The 22,830-nt window shown below is 25.8% G+C and carries 1 protein-coding gene; it reads left to right on the top strand.

Features of this window, described 5'->3' with window-relative positions; all coding sequences use genetic code 11:
- Window positions 1-22,578, top strand: a 22,578-nt coding sequence (locus Q0K19_RS15375) for a hypothetical protein (RefSeq protein ID WP_297249512.1), incomplete at its 5' end; no start/stop codon positions are given.
- Between the last annotated feature and the right edge of the window lie 252 nt (window positions 22,579-22,830).

Here is a 22,830-nt window from a genome sequence, read left to right as displayed (position 1 = left end):
GATTATATAAGCAAAGATTATGCTGAAAAAGCTCATCAATTAGAAAGTGAATTCTCTGTATTAAAAGATGATATAAACAACAGATTCATAGCTGAAGTAGAAAATTTCTCTAATCATATAAGAAATGTACTTGAAAATGAAGATGACGGAGTAATAACTCTTTACAGAAATAAAACTAAAGAACTTAATGATTTAATTATATCTATAGATGGTATGAGCGAAGAAACTATGCTTAAAGCTGAAAGCAGATTTGAGGATATAGTTAATGATATAGATAAATTAAAAGATGATATATTAACTAGAGCTCAAGATGATATGGAATATTCTATAGATAAAGCAAGAAGTTCTTTAATAGCTGAAATCAATGAGCTTAGAAACGATGTTGAAACAGAAACTAATCTTTTAAAAGATAAAATAGATGAAACTCATTATCAAACTTCTGAAATAATATCTATACTTAATAATAAACAAGAAGAAATACTTGATTCATTAAATCTACAAAAAGAATATTTATATAAAGATTTAGAAGCACAGGCTAATGACAGAGTTAATGAAATAGAGAAATTATTTTCTTCTGTAAAAAGTGAATTAGAGGAAAATATTGATTCATACATAAGAAATACTTCTTCTGATTTAACTGCTATTGATGAAAAATTATCAAGTTTGAAAGAACAATATGATAAAGCTTCTTCTGATATAGATACTTTAAGTAAGAATACAGAATATAATTTAAAAGAAAACCTAGAAAAACGTTTAGAGATATTAGAGCAATCTTCAGTTGAAATCAATGGTTTAGTGAGCAGAGCTAATGAAAAATTAGATACAGGAATAAAAGATACTGAAGAAAAAATAGATGATATAAAGAAAGAAATTTCACAGTACAGTGATGCTTACATAGAAAGTTTGAAATCTCATTTGAAAAATGTTTTAGATGATTATGAACAAACAAAAATGAAAGCTATAACTGACAGTATTGATTCTGTTATAAATCAGGTAGATGAAAGTGAAAAAAGACATGATGAGTTAATCAGCAATATAGAAAACTCTATAGATGAGTTCAAAAACAAAATGGATTTAGCAATAAATGAAAATGTTAAATTTAATGAAGAAAGCAAAAAAGAAGTTGTTGATATGCTTCATAATGAGCTTCGTCAGGCTACAGATGCATTTGATACTCTTTTGAATGAAAAAAGAGATAGTATGAACAAAATAAAAGATGAAATTGAAGATATAATGCATAGAGTAGAAAACGGCAGAGATACTTTTGAACGCACTATAAATAAAGTATATGAAAATGCTGAAGATAAAGAAAAAGCATTAATGTCTGATATTGAGGATAAATATAATTCACTAGATAAGAAAATAGACGGGGTATTAGATGAAAGAAGAGCTGATTTGAATGCTATAAGTGCAGAATACAATGCTATGCTTGAAAAATATTCTAATAATTTGAAAGATGATTATGAAGAATTAAAACATCATGCATCTTTAATGAGTGATGAATATAAAATTCGTATAGAAAATTTAGGAGAAAGAATCAATGAAATAATTGATAATGCTAATAATATGCAGTCTATCATCGATTCTAAAGCATCAGAAATAGATTCTTATATAACTTATAAGAAAGAAGAAATAGATAGAAAGAGCAGCGATATATTTGCCGGCGTAGAAGAGAATGCATCTAAAAAATTGGATGAGCTTAGAGAGTTAATAGATAATTCTATAAACAAATATCAAGATGAAATAAAAGAAATAGAAACATACAGACTTGAAGAAAAACAGAATATCATTCAGGATATAGAAAATATTGGTGCTAGCATAAGAAATGATTATGAACAGTATACTAATCTTCTTGAAGACTTCTATAATAAAGAAAAAGGCTCTTTAAATGATTATGCCAATAATTTAAAAGATGAAATAGAAAAAGCGAGAGAAGAATCTGAAGCTAAACATCTTGCTAATGAAGCTAATTATATAGATGAATATTTGAATAAAGCATCTTCAAAAATAGATGAAGAAGTTAATCGCTTAAATGAAGAATTGAATAGCTCGTTTAATACTTTATACAGCGGATTCTCTAAGATATTAGCTAAAATAAGAAAAGCCAACAATAAAAAATTATTGCAGTATATTTCTAAAATCAAAAGACATGCTAATAAAGTTATATCTAATACAGCAGCAGAAGTTAGAGATAGTCTTGGCTTAACATTGGAAGACTTGAGAAATGAGCTTATATCATTAAAAGATAATGTTGATGATAGATTAAGAGAAGAAGCCGATAAATTAATTTCTAATAATGAAAATGTGCTTGCTATATTAGATGATCATAATAATAGATTAGAACAGATCAATGATTTAAGCAATACTATAGAAAACATTAAAGAAACTTTATTAGAACAGATCAATGAGTTAAATTCTCATTTATCTGACACTAATGAAAACTTCAATAATATAATAGACAATATAAAATCTTCTATAATTGACAGAGATGAATTGATTGAGCTTCAAAACAGTGAAAAAGATTTCTTGAAAAATCAAATAGAGGATATAAAAGAAGAATTTGAACTTTTCAAAGATCAAATGCTTAGAACTAATGAAGTAGAAATACCTGCATTATTTGATGAAGAAAAAGAAAGAATAGAAAATATGTTTGATGAGTTCAGTAGAAATTTACTTATGAGACTCACAGACAATGAAAGCGATATACACTATATTAAAGATGTTTTATCTGAAGAAAGAAGTCATTTAATATCACAAATAGAGCTTTTAAGAAAGGATGTTGATGATATAAAAGATGATAATACAGTTACTGTTTTATCTGAAGAAAAAGCTGTTCTTGAAAATTCATTAACTGCTTTAAGAGATGATTTTGATAAAATAATTGATTTAGAAAATGATTTTGTTACTCTTAAAAACAGAATGGAAGGTATAGATAGCGGATTAAAAGATGATGTTAAAGACTTATCAGATAAATTAAGAGATTTAAAAAATAATTTAGAGGAAAGAATAGAAAAGGACTCTAATGGCTTATATAGAGATTTAGAATCTCTTAATAATAATTTTGAAGCTGTAAGAAAAGATATGTCTTCTTTCTTTAATAAAGATGAAATAGAAGAGATGCTTAATAAAGAAAAAAGCAGATTAGATTCTATATTTGAAAATCTTACTTCCAACAATGAAAGCTTTAAAGACAGATTAGAAAAACGCATAACTTATTTTGAAGACATGTGGTCTGATAACACAAAAATCAAAGCTATATATGCTTCTGATATAAGAGAAGAAGTTGAAAATATAAGAAAAGAAGCTGATATTAAATATGACAATCATATTGCTGACTTGAAGCAAAAAATGCAGTTAATAGAACAGGATATATATGATTGGAAGAACGGTAATTTAAATATTTTGCTTTCTCAGTTAGATGAAGCTAAGAGAGGAATAGAAGAATTTATCAATACTTCAGAAGGAAAGAAAAATCAATTCCTTATTGATATGGTTAATGATATAGAGAAGAAAGAAAATGAAATTTATTCTCGTATAGATGAGAAAATTTTAGAAGCTGAAAATAAACTTTCTTCTATAGATGAAAAACTAAACAAAGCTATAGGCAATAGTTTAGAAGAAATACATAATAGAATAAATGAGTCTGTTGCAAAATATGATGAAGAAATAAAAAGAATTGAACATCATAGAGAAACTGAAACTGAAAATATAATATCTGATATGGAAGATTTGGGCAACAGCATAAGAGAAGATTATGAAGAATATTCTATTATGATAGATAAAATATATGAAGATGCTGTATCTGAATTAGAAGTTCATCTTGATAATATCAAAAAAGAGATAGAAAGAGCTAGAGCTGAATCTGAGGAAAAACATGTAACTAATGAGAAAAATTATATAGATGATTATTTGTTAGACTATTCAGAAAAAATTGAATCAAGAGTTAATGATAAATTGAATATCTTAACAGAAAGTAAGGCTCAATTAGATGATATGGTAAAAGAGTCTTTTGATTCTCTTAATACTAACTTGAATGATGTTATAAGCAAATTCAATGAAGAAGCTAATAATCAAATACATTCTGTTGTTAGCAGATTAGAAGAAGAGGCTTCTGAAAGATTGCGTAATGAACAGAAGTATATGTCTGAATTGGAAGAACAATTAAGAGCTATAAGTGTTAAAATAGATAATGAGCTTTATAATATTTCTACAAAATTAGATAATGAAATATCTGATGTTAAAGGAAAATATAAAGATTTGAGTAATGATTTTGATGAGGCATTAGATACTATAAAAGCTTCTATATTTGATAGAGATGAGCTTATAGAATTACAGAATTCTGAAAAAGAAATGCTAGCTGAACAGATTGATACTTTGAAAACGGAATTTGATTCTTTCAAAGATGAGCTTTTAAAAGCAAATGAGGAAGATATACCTACTCTATTTGAAGAAGAAAAACAGAAAATTGAAAGAGCATTTGAAGATTTTACATCTAGCATTTTAGAAAGAATGAATAATTCTGAAAATGATATGAATTATGTTAAAGATGTTATAATAGAAAATAGAAATGTATTCTTAGACAAAATCGATAACATAAAAAGAGATATAGAATCCATAAAAGAAGATAATACTATAGCACAATTAGCTTTGGATAAACAATCATTAGAGGATTCTTTCAATAGCATTAAAGCTGATTTCGGTAAATTAGCTGATTTAGAAACTGCTTTGACTCAATTAAAAGGTAATGTTGAAGATATAGATTTGAATTTCAAAGATGATATAAAAATCTTATCTGATAGATTTGAAGAATTTGAGAATAAGGCAGTTGCTGATGAAAGATTCGATAATTTGTCTTTCAATATAGATGAAATTAGAGATAATTTAAAAGACTCTATAAATAAATCTTCTGAATTAGAGAATGAGTTTGTCTCTATAAGAGAAAATATTTTAGAAGCATTAAGCAAAAATGAAAATATAGAAACTTTATTTGCTGATGAAGTTAAAAAATTAGATGATTTATTTAGTAATTTAAAAACAGATAATGCAGAGTTTAGAAACAGATTAGAAAAACGTATTGATTATTTTGAAGATACTTGGTCCGACAGTGGAAGAATTAGAAGTCTTTATGCATCTGATTTAAGAGATGAATTAGAGGCTATAAAATCTGAAGCAGATATAAAATTAGAAAATTATGTTAATGATTTGAAATCTCAAATAGAAGCTGTTAATAATGATGCTTCTGCTTGGAGAGATGAGTACATTAACAATTTAAAAGAAAAAATTGATTCTATAGATAAAGATATATCCAGCTGGAAAGACGGACGTATCAATGATCTATTGGAACAGTTAGAGAATGCTAAAGAAAGTATCAATAATTATTTAGAATCTTCTGAAGGAAAAAAAGAGGAATTCCTTTCTGATATACTTGCAAAAATAGAGGATAAAGAAAATTCTATCTACAACAGAATAGATGCTAAAATAGAAGATATAGAAAATAGATTATCTATGGTTGATGGAAAAGTATCTGATGATATAGCAAGAGGATTGGAAGAAGTAGAAAATATAGTAAATAAGGCTATAAATAAATATGATGAAGAGATTAGAAATATTGAACATCATAGAGCTGAAGAAAATACTAAATTATTAGATGATATACAATCAGGATATGATTATTATTCTAAACTTATAAATACTACATATAAAGATTCTCTATCATCTTTGGCTGATTACACTAACAGAATAAAAGCTGATATAGAAAAAGCTAGAAAAGAAGCTGAAAATAAACATGTAAATAATGAGAAAAATTATATAGATCAGTATTTGAAAGATTATTCTGCTAAATTAGATGATAAAGTTAATGAGAAAATTAATATATTAAACGACAGCAAAAATAAATTAGATGACATGATAAAAGAGTCATTCAATACTCTTAATGTTAATTTGAATGATGCTATATCAAGATTCAATCAGGAAGCTGATTCTAAAATCAATAGTACTATTGAAAAATTAGAGAAAGATGCATCTGAAAGATTCTTCAGCTATAAAACTTATCTATCTGAATTAGAAGATAATTTAAGGGCTATTAATGCAAAAATAGATAATGAAATATATAATGTATCTTCAAAATTTGATAATGATATATCTGATTTGAAAAACAAATATAAAGAATTGACTATTGATTTTGAAGAATCATTGGATATGGTAAAAAGCTCTATACTTGATAGAGATGAACTTATAGAACTTCAAACTTCTGAAAAAGAACTTTTATCAGAAAGAATAGATGAACTTAAAAATGAGTTTGAAAGTTTCAAAGATGAGGTATTAGCTGCAAACAAAGAGGATGTACCTGCTCTATTTGATGAGGAAAAAGAAAGAATAGAAAAAGCATTTGAAGATTTGACTAATACTTTATTTGATAGAATAAATGATTCTGAAAGAGATATTAACTACATAAAAGATGTAATTTCTGAAGATAAGATTTCATTATTAGAAAAAATGGATAATTTGCAATCAGAAATTGATACTCTAAAAGAAAATGATACTATAACTCAATTAACTTTAGATAAACAGGCTTTAGAAGATTCATTTAATTCTATAAAAAATGATTTCTCAAGATTAGAAGGATTGGAAAAGCATTTATCTGAATTAAAGGACAGCATGAGTAATGTTGATTTAGACTTAAAAGATGAAGTTAAAAGTTTAGCTGATAAATTTAATTCTTTTGAAGATAAAATCAAAGAAAATGTTGATAATTTAAGCGATAATATAGTAGATTTGAATTCTGATATTAATGTAATTAGAAATGCAATAAATGATTCTATAAAGAAATCATCAGAATTAGAAAATAATATATTAAGAGATAAAGAAGTATTAGAAAATAGATTATTTTCTATAAAAGAAAATTTGATGTCAATATCATCTAATAATAAAGTTTCAGATGCTTTATTTAATGATGAGGTGAAAAAGTTAGAAAATCTATTTGATAATTTCAAAAATGACAGCATAGAATTCAGAGACCGATTAGTTAAACGTATAGAGTATTTCGAGGATACTTGGTCAGATAATGTTAAAATCAGAAGTTTATATGCTGCTGAAATGAGAAATGAATTAGAAGAAGTTAAGAAAGAAACTGAATTAAAATTTGAAAATTATTTGAGTGATTTAGTTAATAGAGTAGAAACTATTGATGAAAATATATCAAGCTGGAAAGATGGAAAAATTAATGAACTTCTTTCAGAGTTGGAATTGGCTAAAAATAATATAACAAGTTATTTAGAGTCAACAGAAGATAGAAAAGAAGAATTAATTTCTGATCTACTTTCTAAAATAGAAGAAAAAGAGAATGCTATATATAACAAAATAGATTCTAAAATAGCTGATATAGAAGACAAATTATCAGTTTTAGATAGCAAAGTATCTAATGACACAGCTAATAAATTGGAAGAAGTAAAAGAAATAGTTAATAATGCTATAATTAAATATAATGATGATATTCAAAATATTGAGCATTATAGAGTCGAAGAAGGAAATAAACTTTTAGATGATATAAAATCAGGATATGATTATTATTCTAAATTGATAAATTCTGCTTATAAAGATTCTTTAGCTTCTTTATCAGAATATACTAATAGAATAAAAGCTGAAATAGAAGATGCTAGAAAAGAAACAGTATACAATAACAATATAGATAAAAATTATATAGATGAATATTTGAAAGATTATTCTGATAAATTAGAAAGTCAAATAGCAGATAGGATAAATATATTAAATGAAAGCAAGAATCAATTAGATGATATGATGAGAGATTCGTTTGCTACATTAAATGATAATTTAAATGATGCTATAGCTAAAATAAATGAGAATGCTGATAAGAAATTAAATGCAGTAATAGGAAAATTAGAGGCAGAAGCGTCAGACAGATTGTTCGATTATAAAGAATATATGAAAGAATTAGAAGATCATTTAGCTTCTATAAACAGCAAAATAGATAATGAAATATATAATGTATCTTCTAAATTTGACGGTGAAATATCAGATATTAAAAAGAGATATGATGCATTGAATATAGACTTTGAAGAAACATTAGATTTGATTAAGAGTTCTATTTTAGATAGAGATGAACTTATAGAGCTTCACAATTCTGAAAAAGAACTTTTATCAGAAAGAATAGATGAACTTAAAAATGAGTTTGATAGTTTTAAAGATGAAGTATTAGCTGCAAATAAAGATGATATACCTGCTTTATTTGAGGAAGAAAAAGAAAGAATTGAAAATGCATTTGAAGAGTTTACAAATAATCTATTAGAGAGAGTAAATATTTCAGAAAGCGATATCAATTACATTAAAGATGTTATTTCTGAGGACAAACTTACTCTATTAGAACAAATAGATAATTTGAAAGCTGATATAGATTCATTAAAAGAAGATGATGTATTTACTCAATTAAGTGCAGAAAAAGAAGCATTGGAACAGTCATTTAATTCAATAAAAAATGATTTTGCTAAGTTGGAAGATTTAGAGAAACATTTGTATGAATTAAGAGATAATATGGAAGATGCTGATGTAACTTTAAAAGATGAGGTATCTAGTTTATCTTCTAGATTTGAAAATTTAGAAAATGCTATAAAAGAAGATAGAGAAAACATAGAAAAAGAATTAGCTTCAGGACTTAATGAAGTATCCAGTTTATCTTCTAGATTTGACAATTTGGAAAATGTTGTAAAAGAAGATAGAGAAAATGTAGAAAAAGAATTACTTTCAGGATTTAATAATGTTAATGCTGATATAGATGATATTAAAAATGATATAATTAATTCTATAAATAAATCTTCAGAATTAGAAGACACTTTATTGAAGAATAAAGAAGAGTTAGAAAATAAATTATCAGCAATAAAGAACAATTTACTTTCAATGACTGAAAGAAGCGAAACTATAGAAACATTATTTAATGAGGAAGTTTCTAAATTAGAAGAATTATTTGATAAAGTTCATAATGGAAATATAGAATTCAGAGATAGATTAGAAAAACGCATAACTTATTTTGAAGATACTTGGTCAGATAGTACAAAGATAAGAAGTTTATATGCTTCTGAAATGAGAAATGAGTTAGAAGAGATCAAGAAAGAAACTGAAATCAAATTTGAAAATTATCTAAATGATTTGAATAAGAAAATAGATAATATAAATGATGATATATCTGTTTGGAAAGAAAATAATATTAATGATCTATTGGCACAGTTAGAAAGTGCTAAAGAGGATATATCTGCTTATTTAGATACTACTGAAGACAAAAAGAATAAACTTGTTACTGAAGTTTTATCTAAAATTGAAGAAAGAGAAAATAATATTTATAGTAAGTTAGATGAGAAAATAGCAGATATAGAAAATAGATTATCAGAAGCAAATTCAAAACTTAATGATGATATAGCAGTAAATTTAGATAATCTTAATAATATGATTAATGATGCTATGGCTAAATATAATGAAGAGATAAAAAATATCGAAAATTATAGAGCTGTAGAATCTGATAAATTATTAGAGGATTCTAAAAAACTTATTGAAGATATCAAAAATGGTTATGAGCATTACTCTAATTTGATAAATGAAGCTTATAATAATTCTGTTAATTCTTTGACAGATTACTCTAATTCAGTTAAAGCTGAAATAGAAAAATCAAGAGAAGAATCAGAAGCTAAGCATTTGAATAATGAGAAAAATTATATAGATGAGTATTTGAAAAACTATTCTGATCAATTAGATAATAAAGTATCAGAAAAAATTGATAGTTTCAATACTGCTAAAGATAGTTTAGATAGATTAGTAAGAAAATCATTCCATAAATTAGAGGCAAATGTTCAAGATGCTATACATAAATTCGAAAAAGAATCTAATAGTAAAGTTTTAGAAGTTATTAAAAAATTAGAAAAAGATGCTAAAACAGTTATATTTGATAAAAATGAATACAGCATTTATCTAACAGAACAATTAGGTATTATTTATAAAAAGATAGAAGATGAAGTATCTAAAATTAATGAAAGAATAGACGGTGATGTATCAAATGTTAAAGAAAAAATCGATTCTGATATAGCTTCATTGAGCAGTACTATTTATGATGATATTAATACTATAGTTGAGAAATATGAATCTTTGAGTAAAGATTTTGATTCTTCATTAGAAGTATTAAAAGATTCAATAATAGAGAGAAATGAATTATTAGAAGTTAGTTCTGCTGATAAAGATTTGCTAGTTTCAAAACTAAATGATCTTAAGAAAGAATTTGAAAGTTTCAAAGATGATATAACAAAAACTACTAATGATTCTATCCCTGCTCTATTTGATGAAGAGAAACAAAGAATCGAAAATGCTTTCGAAGAATTTAGTGCAGTATTATTAGATAGAGTAAACAATTCAGAAAGCGATATCAACTATATTAAAGATATAATATATGAAGATAAATCTTATATATTGGATAGAATAGATAATTTGAAAAAAGAGTTATATTCTTTGAGAGATGATGATACTATCAATAAATTGACTTTAGAAAAGAATGCTTTGGAAGAATCATTCAATTCTATAAAAGATAGTTTCTCTAAATTAGAAGATCTTGAAAATAATTTGTATCAATTAAGAGATGATATGGCTGATGTTGATATAAATCTAAAAGATGAAGTTAAAAATCTAGTTTCAAAAGTAGATGAACTTGATTCTAAGATCAGAGAAGATGTTTCCAGAGATTTAGAAGATTATTCAAATGATTTAGGTATGCTCAGTAATAATGTAAGTACATTGAATGAGTATATAGAATCTATAAAATCTAATATGCAGGATTCTTTGAATAGAGCTTCTGAGATAGAAAACAATATATTAAAAGACAAAGAAGAATTAGAAAATAAATTGTCAGCAATAAAAGATAATTTACTTTCTGTATCTGGAAAGAATGATAATATAGAGTCATTGTTTAATGATGAGCTTCAAAAATTAGAGGGTCTTTTCGATAAAGTTAGAAATGATAATATTGAGTTTAGAGAAAGACTTGAAAAGCGTATAGAATATTTTGAAGATTCTTGGTCAGACAGTTCTAGAATAAGAGGTTTATTCTCTTCTGATATAAGAGATGAAATAGAAAATGTTAAATCATACACAGAATTAAAATTTGAAAACTCTTTAAATGAGTTGAAAGAAAAAATGGATTCTATGAATGATGATATTGCTGTTTGGAAAGATGAGCATATTAATGATATAAATGCTAAGATGGCATCTATAAATGCTGATTTAGAATCATTTAAAGATGAGTATTTAAATGAGCTTCAGTCAAGAATAGATTCTATGGACAGCGATATATTAAGCTGGAAAGATGAAAGAATCAATGAGTTATTAACTCAATTAGAGGAAGCTAAAAATAATATTGCTAGCTATATAGATAATTCAGATGTTAAAGCTGAAAAATTATTATCTGATATTTTATCAAAAATAGAAGAAAAAGAATCTCATATCTATAACAAATTAGATGAGAAGATAGCTGATATAGAAAGCAGACTATCTGATACAGATTCTAAACTTAATAATGAGATAAGCGGTAATTTAAATAATCTATATAATATGCTTGATGAAGCTAGAGCTAGATATAATGAAGAGATAAAAAATATAGAAAATTACAGAACAGATGAAAACAATAAAGTATTGGAAGATTATAAAAAGCTTATTGATGATATAAAATCTAATTATGATCATTATTCTAATTTGATAAATGAAACTTATAATAATTCTTTAAATTCTTTGACTGACTACTCTAACCTAGTAAAAGAAGAAATTGAAAAGGCAAGAGAAGAATCTGAGTCTAAGCATTTGAATAATGAGAAAAACTACATAGATAATTATCTAAAAGAATATTCTGATAAATTGAATAATGAGATATCAGAAAAAGTAAATATGCTTACTGAAGCCAAAGAACAATTGGATAATATGGTAAAAGAATCTTTTGATAATTTAGAAAATAGCTTTAATGATGCTGTAGTAAGATTTGAAGAAGAAACAAGCAATAAAATTTTAGAAGCTATTGATAAATTAGAGAAAGAAACAGAGTCTGTATTATTCAAAAAATATATGTCAGCTTTAGATGAGAGAATACATTCTGTTAATGAAAAATTAGACAATGAAACTTCTAATCTAAAAGACAAATATGAGGCTTTAAGCTCTGATTTTGATGAGGCTATTGATATTATAAAGAATTCTATAATAGACAGAGATGAATTGATTTCATTACATAATGATGAGAGAAATTCAATAATTGAAAGATTTGAAAATTTGAAGAATGATTTTGAATCCTTCAAAGAATCATCATTGAAATTTGATAATGAAGATGTTCCTGATTTATTTGAGAATAAGAAAAAAGAGATAGAGCATATATTTGAAGAGTTCGCAAGTGCTGTTGTTGAAAGAGTTGATATAACTGATGATGAAGTTAATAAATTAAAAGATGCCATTGTTTCTGATAAATTAGATTTATTAGAAAAAATGGATAATTTAGAGGTTGAGTTAGAATCTGTTAAGAAAGATAATACAGTAGAACAGTTAGCTTTAGAAAAGAAAGCTTTGGAAGATTCTTTCAATGCTATAAAAGCAGATTTTGCTAAATTAGAAAATTTAGAAAGTAATTTATATCAATTGAAAGAAAATATGTCTGATGTTGATGTATTATTAAAAGATGAAGTTAAGGCTTTATCTAGCAGATTATCTGATTTTGAAGAGAGAATAAAAGACGATATAGTTAGAGATTTAGACGAATATTCTATAGAATTAAATACTCTTACTGATAATGTAGGAAAATTAAATTCAAGAATTGATGATGTCAAATCACAAATAGAAGACAGTATCAATAAATCTTCTGAATTAGAAACTCTTATTTCAAATGAGAAAGAGGAATTAGAAAGTAAATTATCTTCTATTAAAGATGAGTTAGTATCAAGAGATGAAAATAATGAAAATATAGATAAGTTATTTACTCAAGAAAAAGAAAAATTGAATGATCTTTTCAATCAAATAAAAGAAGATAATAAAGAGTTCAGATATAGATTAGAGAAACGCGTTGCTTATTTTGAGGATACTTGGGCAGACAGCAGTAGATTAAAAAACATTTTCTCAACTGATATAAGAGAACAGTTAGATAATATAAGAAATGATAATGAGATCAAATTTGAGAATTCTATAAACTACTTGAAAAACAAAGTAGAATCTATAGACAGTGATATATCTAATTGGAAAGAAAATACTGTTGATGAATTAGTTAAACAATTAGGCGAAGCTAGAGAAAGCATATCTAATTATTTGAATGATTCAGAGATAAAAGGAAAAGAATTAGTAGATAATCTTTTATCTAGAATAGATGAAAAAGAAAATAGCATGTATCAGATTCTAGATGAAAAAGAAAAGAACATGTATCAGACTTTAGATGATAAAGAAAAGAGTATGTATCAAACTTTAGATGATAGAGCAAGAAACATGTATCAATCTCTAGAAGAAAAAGAAAAATCTATGTACGAAATCTTGGATAATAAAGTACAAGATATAGAAAGCAGATTATCTATTATTGATTCTAAATTGAATGATGATATAAGCTCTAATGTAGAAAATCTTTATAATATGCTAAATGAAGCAGTAGCTAAATATGATGAAGAGATAAAAAATATTGAGCATTATAGATTAGATGAAAATAATAAGATCTTAGATGATATTGATAATGTAGGAAAAGAGATAAGATCTTCTTATGAAAATTATTCTAAACTCATAGAAGAAGTTTATAATAATTCTCTTAATTCATTGAAAGATTATTCTAATTCTATTAAAGATGAGATAGAAAAATCAAGAGAAGAAACAGAAGAAAGACACTTATCTAGTGAGAGAGAATATATTGATGAGTATTTGAAAGGATACGCAGAAAAATTAGAATCTCAAGTATCTGATAAGATAAACATATTGAATGATGCTAAAAATGATTTGGATAATATGTTAAAATCTTCTTTTGATGATTTAGAAGCAAGATTTAATGAATCTATGACTAAATTTGAAGAAGCTTCAGATAATAGAGTATTCAAAACTTTACAGGATATAGAGAAAAAAGCAGATGATGTAATTTATGGAAACAATTATATCTATAAGATTGAAGATAAAGTTAAAGACTTCTATGGTAAAATAGATACTAAACTTCTTCATTTTGCTGACAGATATGAAACTTTAGAGAAGAAAATATATGATTTAGAAAGCAATCAAAATTATATATACAGACTCGAAGATAAAATCAGAGATTTGAATGAAAAGCTAGATGATAGAATTACAAACGTTAATGAAAGATATGATAATTTGAGAAAATCTTTCGATGACAAGTTTGCTTATATAGAAAGTGCTGTATTGAATAATGAGCAGATTCAAAAATTGAGAGATGATTTCATTATTTTCAAAGATGATGTATTGAAAGCTAATAGAAATGATATACCTGAATTATTCAATAAAGAAAGAGAAAAGTTTGAAGAGTTATTTAATTCATTCACTAATGATATAGTATCTAAATTAGACAATTCTAATGCTAATATAGAAGAGTTCAAAAATACTATATATGAAGAGAAGAATTCTATATTAGAAAATATGGAAGCATTCAGATATGAATTAGATGAGTTAAAGAATAATGATTCTATTGAGGCTTTAGAATCTGAGAAAGCTAGATTGGAAGATGCATTTAATTCTTTCAGAGAAGAGTTTGAAAGACTTTATGATTTAGAAAGTGAAGTTTATAATTTGAAAAGTAATTTAGACGGCATAGATTCTAACTTAAGAAATGATGTTGATAAATTATTTGATGAAGTTTCTGAATTCAAATATGCTTTAGAAGAAAAAATAGATATATTAGAAGATAATACAGTTTCTAGAGATCTATTTGATGATGACAGAGAAAAATTATATTCTTTATATGATGAGCTTGAAGCAGGCAATAAAGACTTTAAAGATTTAATGGATAAGAGAATAAGTTATTTTGAAGATACTTGGTCTGATCCTAATAAGGCTTTAAAACTTTATGAAAATGCTTTAAGACCTGAAGTTGATGATTTGAAATCTGAAATACTTTCTAATGTACAAAATCAGGTAAATGAAATGGAAAGCAGCCTATCTGCTTGGAAAGATGGTAATTTATCTCTTCTTTTAGAGCAGTTGAAAGAGGCTAAAGAAAATATTGATAACTTTATAGAAAGTTCTAAAGATAAGAAAAACGGTATTATTGCCAAAATGATATCTTCTATCAAAGAAGAAATATTAGGCAAAGAAAGTGAAATAAATACTCGTCTTGAAGAAAAACTTTCTTCTGTTAATGAAAGAATTGCTGATTTTGAAAATAAATTAACTTCTGATGTTAGCAAATTTAATGATATGATATCTGAAGCAGTGGATAAATATCAAGATGAATTGAAGAATATAGAATCTTATAGATTGGAAGAAAATGAATCTATAATGAGAAATTTGGAAGAGATTGGAAGAAATATAATTTCAAATTATGAAAATTATTCTAGAATGTTAGACTCTGTTTATGAGAATAATAAAAACGCTTTAGATGAGTATTCAAACAGCTTGAGAATAGAAATAGAAAAAGCTAGAGTTGATACTAATAAAGGCTATATAGATGAATATTTAAGTGAATATTCTTCTAAAGTAGAAGCTGATATAAAAGAAAGACTAGAAGAGCTTGAGAAAAATAAATATAATTTAGATATTATGGTAAATGATTCATTTAATAATTTGAATCAAAGCATCAATAACGCTGTATCTAAAATGATAGAAGATTCTGATTCTAAATTAAGAGATGTTATAGATAATTTAGAAGTTCAGATAAATGATCTTATAGCTAATAAAGAAGAAGAGATAGTAAGCAGAATATCAGCTTATGAAACAGAGCTTAAGAATAATAATTCTTCTTCACTTGAAGATATTAAAAACGAGTTATTAGGTCTTTATAATGAGTTTAAAGAGAATGTTAACTATGATAATTTAAAAGATATATCTGAAAAATTAAATGGTATAGAAACTTCATTATCAGAAGTTAATACTCAATTAGAAAGTAAAGCTAAAGATCTTTCTGATAGAATAGATTTAGAAAAAGAAGAATTGTATGCTTCTATAAATAAATTATCTTCAGAATTTGAGGATTTCAAATCTAATATAGATGAAAGATTCAAAACTCAAATAAGTGATTTTGTTTCTAACAATGAACATATATTATCGCTCTTTGGTGAATACAGCGAGAAAATTTCTTCTGTAACTAATATATTGGAAGATATAGAAAATGTTAAAGTTTCTCTTATTGATGAAATAAATAAAGTAAAAGAAGAAATAGATAGTAAATATTCAAGTCTCACTAAAGACTTTGATAAATCTATAGATGATATAAAAGAGGCAGTATTAGATAAGAATAATATACTTCAATATTATATAAATGAGAAAGAATTGTTATGGAAAGAGATTGATGCCTTGAAAGCTACTTTTGCTTCATTGAAAGATGGAATATTAAATTCTAATGAAGTAGTTGTTCAGGAAGCTCCTTCTGTAATTGATAGCGAAAAATCTCGTATACAGTCTGTTATAGATGATGTATTTGAAACTTTAAGTGCTAAAATAAGTAATAACGAAGATAGTATTGCTAATTTAGAATCTTCTTTCTCTGAGTATAAGTCACTTATAGCAGATGCTATAGACGGATTTAAAGATGAAATTTCTTCTATAAGAAATAGCAACAACTATGATGATTTAATTGAGGAGAGAAACAGATTAGAAGAATCATTTAATTCTATTAAAGATGATTTCTCAAAAATAGAAGATTTGGAAAAAGAGTTACATCTTGTTAAAGATCAATTAAAAGGTGATAATAGCAGTTTAATCGATGAAGTTATGAGACTTTCTGATGAACTTGAAGAATTGAAATCTAGCATATCAGATATGAATAATTCTAATAATGCCAACAATGAGAATGATATCGATGCTATTTATGAGGATTTCAAACAGTTACATGAAAGTTTAGAATCATTTAAAGAAACTGTTATACCTCAATTATCTAGTTTCAGTAAATTAGAAGATAAGATATCAGAAAACAGAGAAGAAATTTATAAATACATAAATAGTATAATGTATTCTTTACCTGAAGCTTATATAAGCAGAGAAGAAATAGCTAATTTAGAAACTAAGCTATATGATATCTTTAATAACTTTAATGATGGTATAGTATCTATAAAGAATGATTTAGTTTCTAATATAGAAAAAGATACTAAAGAGTTTAAAGATAGAATAGAAAAAAGAATTGAGTTCTTTGAAGATGCTTGGTCTAGTGAAGAAAAATTAGTAGAATTATATGGAAATGTAATAGCAGATAATTTTGATGTATTAAAACAAGGTTTAGAATCACAATTCAATGATTCATTTGCAGAGTTTAAAGATAAAATAGAAAATATGCAAAATGATTTGGATAATTGGAAATCTTCTAATCTTGAGGCTATAACAGATACATTAGATAATGTTAAAGATATAGCTTCTGATAATGTTGATTATTCTGAAATCAAATCTATGATAGAAGCATTGAAAGAAGATATCTATAATAAACAGTTGGAACTTCAAAATGACTTTGATTCTAAATTAGAAGAAGGTATTTCAAATATAGAATTACAAATAAATACATTTGATGATAGAATTAAAGATTTAGAGTACAATCAAGATACTTTAGGTTCTGATTTAGCTTTATACAAAGAAAAATTAGATTCTATATTAGATGATTATGAAGATAAAGTACAATCTAAAGTTATCAATCTTAAAAATAGTTTAAAAGCAGAAGAGAAAGATACTTTAGATTATATAGAGAACAATATAAGTTCTATCAAAAATGATATTAACAGTTCTAGCAAAGGAGTAGATTTAAAAATAAAAGCTCTAGAATCTTATATAAGCAAGATAAATAATGAGCTTAATACTAATACTTTGAAACTTTCTAATGAATTAGCTAAAGATAAAAAAGAACTTCTTGATACTATAAATGGTTTGAGAAAAGAGGTTTATGATAGAATTACTGAGGAAGTATCAAATAAAGATTCAGAGCTTTTGAATGACTTTGAAGAGTTTAAAAATAAAATAACTGAAGAAATATCAAATAAAGACTCAGAGCTTTTGAATGATTTTGAAGAGTTTAAAAACAAAATAATAAATGCTGTTCCTAATATGGATGAGCTTGCAGAACTTTTCGTATCTGAGAAAGCGGATATAATAAATGAATTTGAGGAGTTTAAAAATGAACTTCTTGATAATCAGCTAAATAATCAGAATTTTGCTAAGATGTTTGAAGAAGAAAAAGCAAAATTAATAGATGAGCTTGATCATTTCAAATCAGCTGTAAGAGTTGAGTATATATCTGCTGAAGAGAGATTTGAAGCACTAAAAAAAGATTATATGAATAATTTGAATAATCTTTTAGATGTTGAAAAATCAGATTTAGAATCTTCATTTGAAGAGATAAGAAAAGAGATTAATAATATAAAAGATACTTCTGTATCAAAAGAAGAAATAGAAAAACTTATAGATAGTTATAAACAGGAAATAAGTTCTTCTATTGAAAATAAAAAAGTAGAAGTTGCTGAAAATATTGAAGCAGGAAAAGTTGATACTTCTTATGTAGAAAAATTGATAGAAGAAGAAAGAGCTAGAATAAATGAAACATTAGAATCATTTAGAAAAAATATAGAGGAAAACTACTCTACTGTTGAAGCAGTTGCTGAAGTTCTTTCTAAAGAGCAAGATGAAGTTGAAGCTAAGTTATTAGGTATGAAAGAAGATATACTTAGTGAAATGCCTACTTTAGAAAATGTAAGTCAGATATTTGTAGATGAGAAAGAGAATTTGAAAGAAGAACTTAGAGATGAATTTGCATCTTTAAAAGATGAAATATTGGGTTCTGTTCCTACTAATAATGATTTGGCTAATATGGCTCAGCAGTATGGAGCTAAGATTAGAGATGATTTCCAAATATTAGAGCAGGATTTCTCTGAAAGCATCAAGAGATATAAAGAAAATTTATCTAATGAGATGCTTAGCTTCAGAAATGAGTTTAATGACAGAATAGCTAATATCAAAGATTTGGCAGAGGCTTTACAGGCTGAAAGAGATAGATTGATGGCCGAAATAGATGATATTAAACTTAAATATGAAAGCGGAACAATATATTCTGGTGAGGCTTTAAACACAATAGAAGGCGACAGAGATAGACTTGTAAATGAGTTTATTGATTTCAGAAAATCCATAGTTGAGCTTATAAAAGAACAAGATGAAACTATGACTATGTTAAATAATGAGAAAATCAATATCATTGATAGTATAGAAGCTTTGAAGAACCAAATCTCATTTGACACTATAAGCAGAGATGATGTTGCTGCTATGATTGAAGATGAGAGAAGACAAGTTGCCGAAATGTTCGAAAGCATACAAAATGATTCTATAGATACTGATTTAAGATATCTTACAGACTCATTCAGAGATGATATCATAAAAGTATTTGAAGAATCTAATGATGAGTTTAGAAAACGCATAGAAGCTAGAATAGTTCATTTTGAAGATGCTTATGCTTCAGCTGATAGAATAAAAGAATTCTACAAAGATGCTATAATTAAAGAGGTAGATAATTTAAGAGGTGATGCTGAAAATATACTTATAGATTTAAATGAGAAAGTAGAAAATGCTAAAGAACAAATTGATTTATTAGAGAATAATAAAGTACAAGGCATAATCAATAAAATAGATGAAGCTGAAAATGATATAAATTCTTTAATAAATACAATGAAAGCTAATATTAAAGAACAAGAAAATGAACTTAGAATGTTAAGTCAGTCTCAAAAACATATATCTCAGGAAGTAGAAACTGTTCGCAGAGAGAGAGAAGCTCTTATGGATATGGTTAAAAACTCTGATATAAATATAAAAAATAAACTTGAGAGCTTAACAAGTGCTGTATCTGAAGCAGCAGAGATGGCTTCAGCTAAGATAGCTGAAAAAGAAGCAGCATTCAGCAGTAAAGTAAAAGAAGCCGAAGAATATATTAATTCATTGTCTGATAGAATGACAGCAGAAAATAATAATGCTTTGGCTAAAGCTAGAGAAGATGTTAATAATTTAGTTGCTTCATTTAATGAATCTGTAATAAAAGAAACTAATGATTTGGCACCTCATATAACTAATACAGTTCAGAATTTCATTAATAATGAAATGAAGAAATTTGAGAAATTCTCTGATGTTAGAAGTGCTATAGAAGGCATTGAAAATGATATTAACAACAAGATAACAGATGCATTCAATAAGATGAATAAAGAGCTTGAAGATAATATCACAGAATTTAGAAAGAAAATAGATACATATCAGGAAGAGTTTATCAGCGAATTAAAAATGTCTGTAAATATGGAAGGTGAAAAAGCGGTTGACGAGATAAAATCTTTACATGATGATGAAGTTGCTAAATTAAAAGATATGTACTTAACTACTGAAAAATTCTATACAGACAGACAAGAGAAAAATCATGAAGATTTCTCAAAATTATTTGAAGAAGCTTATAAAGAATACAATGAAAGAATAGAATCTTTATATGCTCAATTAGATGATACTAAACTTCAAATAAGCACTTCTGTTGAAGATGTTGTTGCTGATTTGAAACAAGCTTTAAATATAAAAGATGAGTTCTTAACTGCTGTTGAAAACAATAAGGAAAAACTTGAAGCTGTTGAAGAACAAATGAATAATTTACAGAATGAATTTGCTCCTTCAGTAGAAAAATTAAAAGATATAATTGAAGAGAAAGCATTAGAATTACAAGAGAAAATCAATGAATACTCTCAAGATATAGAACTTCAGGGAGATAAATTCAATTCTAGATTGGAAGAGTTATCTAATAATGCTAAATCTACTATAGAAAATAAAGTAACTGAATTTGATTCTATTATAGAAAATATTTCTAATAGAATGGATACTTTATTAGAAGAGAAAGATTCAGAGTTTGAAGCATTAAAAGCACATTATGAAGGACTTTCAGAATCATTGACAGCATTAAAAGATTCTATATCTGAAGCTGTTAATGAGAGAATAGAAGAAGCAAACAGCATTATAGAAGAAAATGTTCAAACTATAGAAGAATCAGCTAATGAAAAATATGAAAAATATATAGCTAGACTTAATTCTAATTTAGAACAAACATTATCTCTTTTAATGAATGATGCTAAGGAACATATACAGAAAGCTAAAGATGAGATAATTAAAGCTCATACTGATAATTTAGATGAATATGATCAGAGAATAACTAATATGAAAGATATTGTTTCTGCCCTAGAAGAAGATATCACTAAATATTCTTCTGAGATAGATGCAAGACTTGAAAGCATTAACTTAAGCTATGATGAAAAAACAAATGTTATACTTAAAGATTTTGAAAATAGAACAGATGAGTTAAAATTAAAATTAAATGATGCAGCTGAATCTATTGACAAGATGCTTGATGTAAAAACTAATGATATTTCTTTAGAGTATGAATCTATGAAATCAAAAATAGATAATATAGCTAAAGATATAGAAAAGTATATGAATACTGTAAAAGTATTTGATAATGCTAAAGAAATGGCAGAGTCTATAAAAACTGATGTTTCTAAATTGAATACTTTGGTTGAAGATACTAAAGCTGCAACAATTGAAATGAATAAGACTATATCTGAGTTTGATAACTTAAAGAAAATGCATCAGGAAATATTAGGTTATGCTGAAAGCCTTAGAAAAGAAAAAAACAGCTTGAAAGATACTCAGGAAAAAGTAAATATGTTAATGGAAATGTCTGGTGAGATTCAAGAGAGATTCGTTAATATAGCAGAAAATAATGCTATTTTAGAGCATACTGAAGAAGGAATACAGGTTGTTATAGATATAGCATCTCAAATAGAAAATAAACTTTCATTTATTAAAGATAAAGAAGAGTATGCAGATGATATATTACAGCAAATAAGAAAAGCAGAGGTAGAAACTGAAACTATATTGGAAAGAGTTGATAGCATAAAAGAAGCTATGGTAGAAGTTGAAGATACTAGAAAGAACTTTATGGATAAGATTTATTCTCTAGAAAGAGATATGGCTAAGATAGATAAGAATGACAAGAAAGTTCAGCTATTTATTTCTAAATTAGAAGAACTTGATGATATAATACAAGCTATACAAGATCAGGGAGAAAATCTTGTTCGTATGAGAAATCAATATGATGATTATGATAAGAGCATAGTTAAGAATTTAGAAAGAGCTGAATATTTTGTAAGATATTTGGAAACTTTACTTGATAATGCTGGTAAATATATATCTGATAAAGGTTCTAAATCTACTTCTAAAAAAACAACTAAAATAGATAGTAAGAAAGAAGAGCTTATAATTAAGATGTATAAACAGGGTTGGAAACCTGAAGATATAGTTAAAAATACTTCATATTCAAGAGATGAGATTGAAAAAACTATTAAAGCATGGAAAGATAAGCAGTCCAGAGGATAATTTCTAAATAGTTTGATTGTTCTCCTTATTAAATAGAGTCTATAGGTTATTACTTATAGACTCTAATTTTATATAAATGTTTTGCAATTTTATTAAAATTATATATTCTTTTTTTAAGTATAGTAATTTATTAAAAATAAAAGTCTTTTGTATGTTATAATTCTTATTTTGTATTAATGGATAGCTTTATAAAAATTGATGAGTTTTTATACTAATATAAAATAAATTTGTATGAATACTTTATGGTATGCA

The sequence above is a fragment of the uncultured Brachyspira sp. genome (genome assembly GCF_944393015.1).
In the GTDB taxonomy this organism is placed as follows: Bacteria; Spirochaetota; Brachyspiria; order Brachyspirales; family Brachyspiraceae; genus Brachyspira.
The sequence above is the reverse complement of the archived record's forward strand: the minus strand, read 5'-3'. Positions and strand labels throughout refer to the sequence as shown.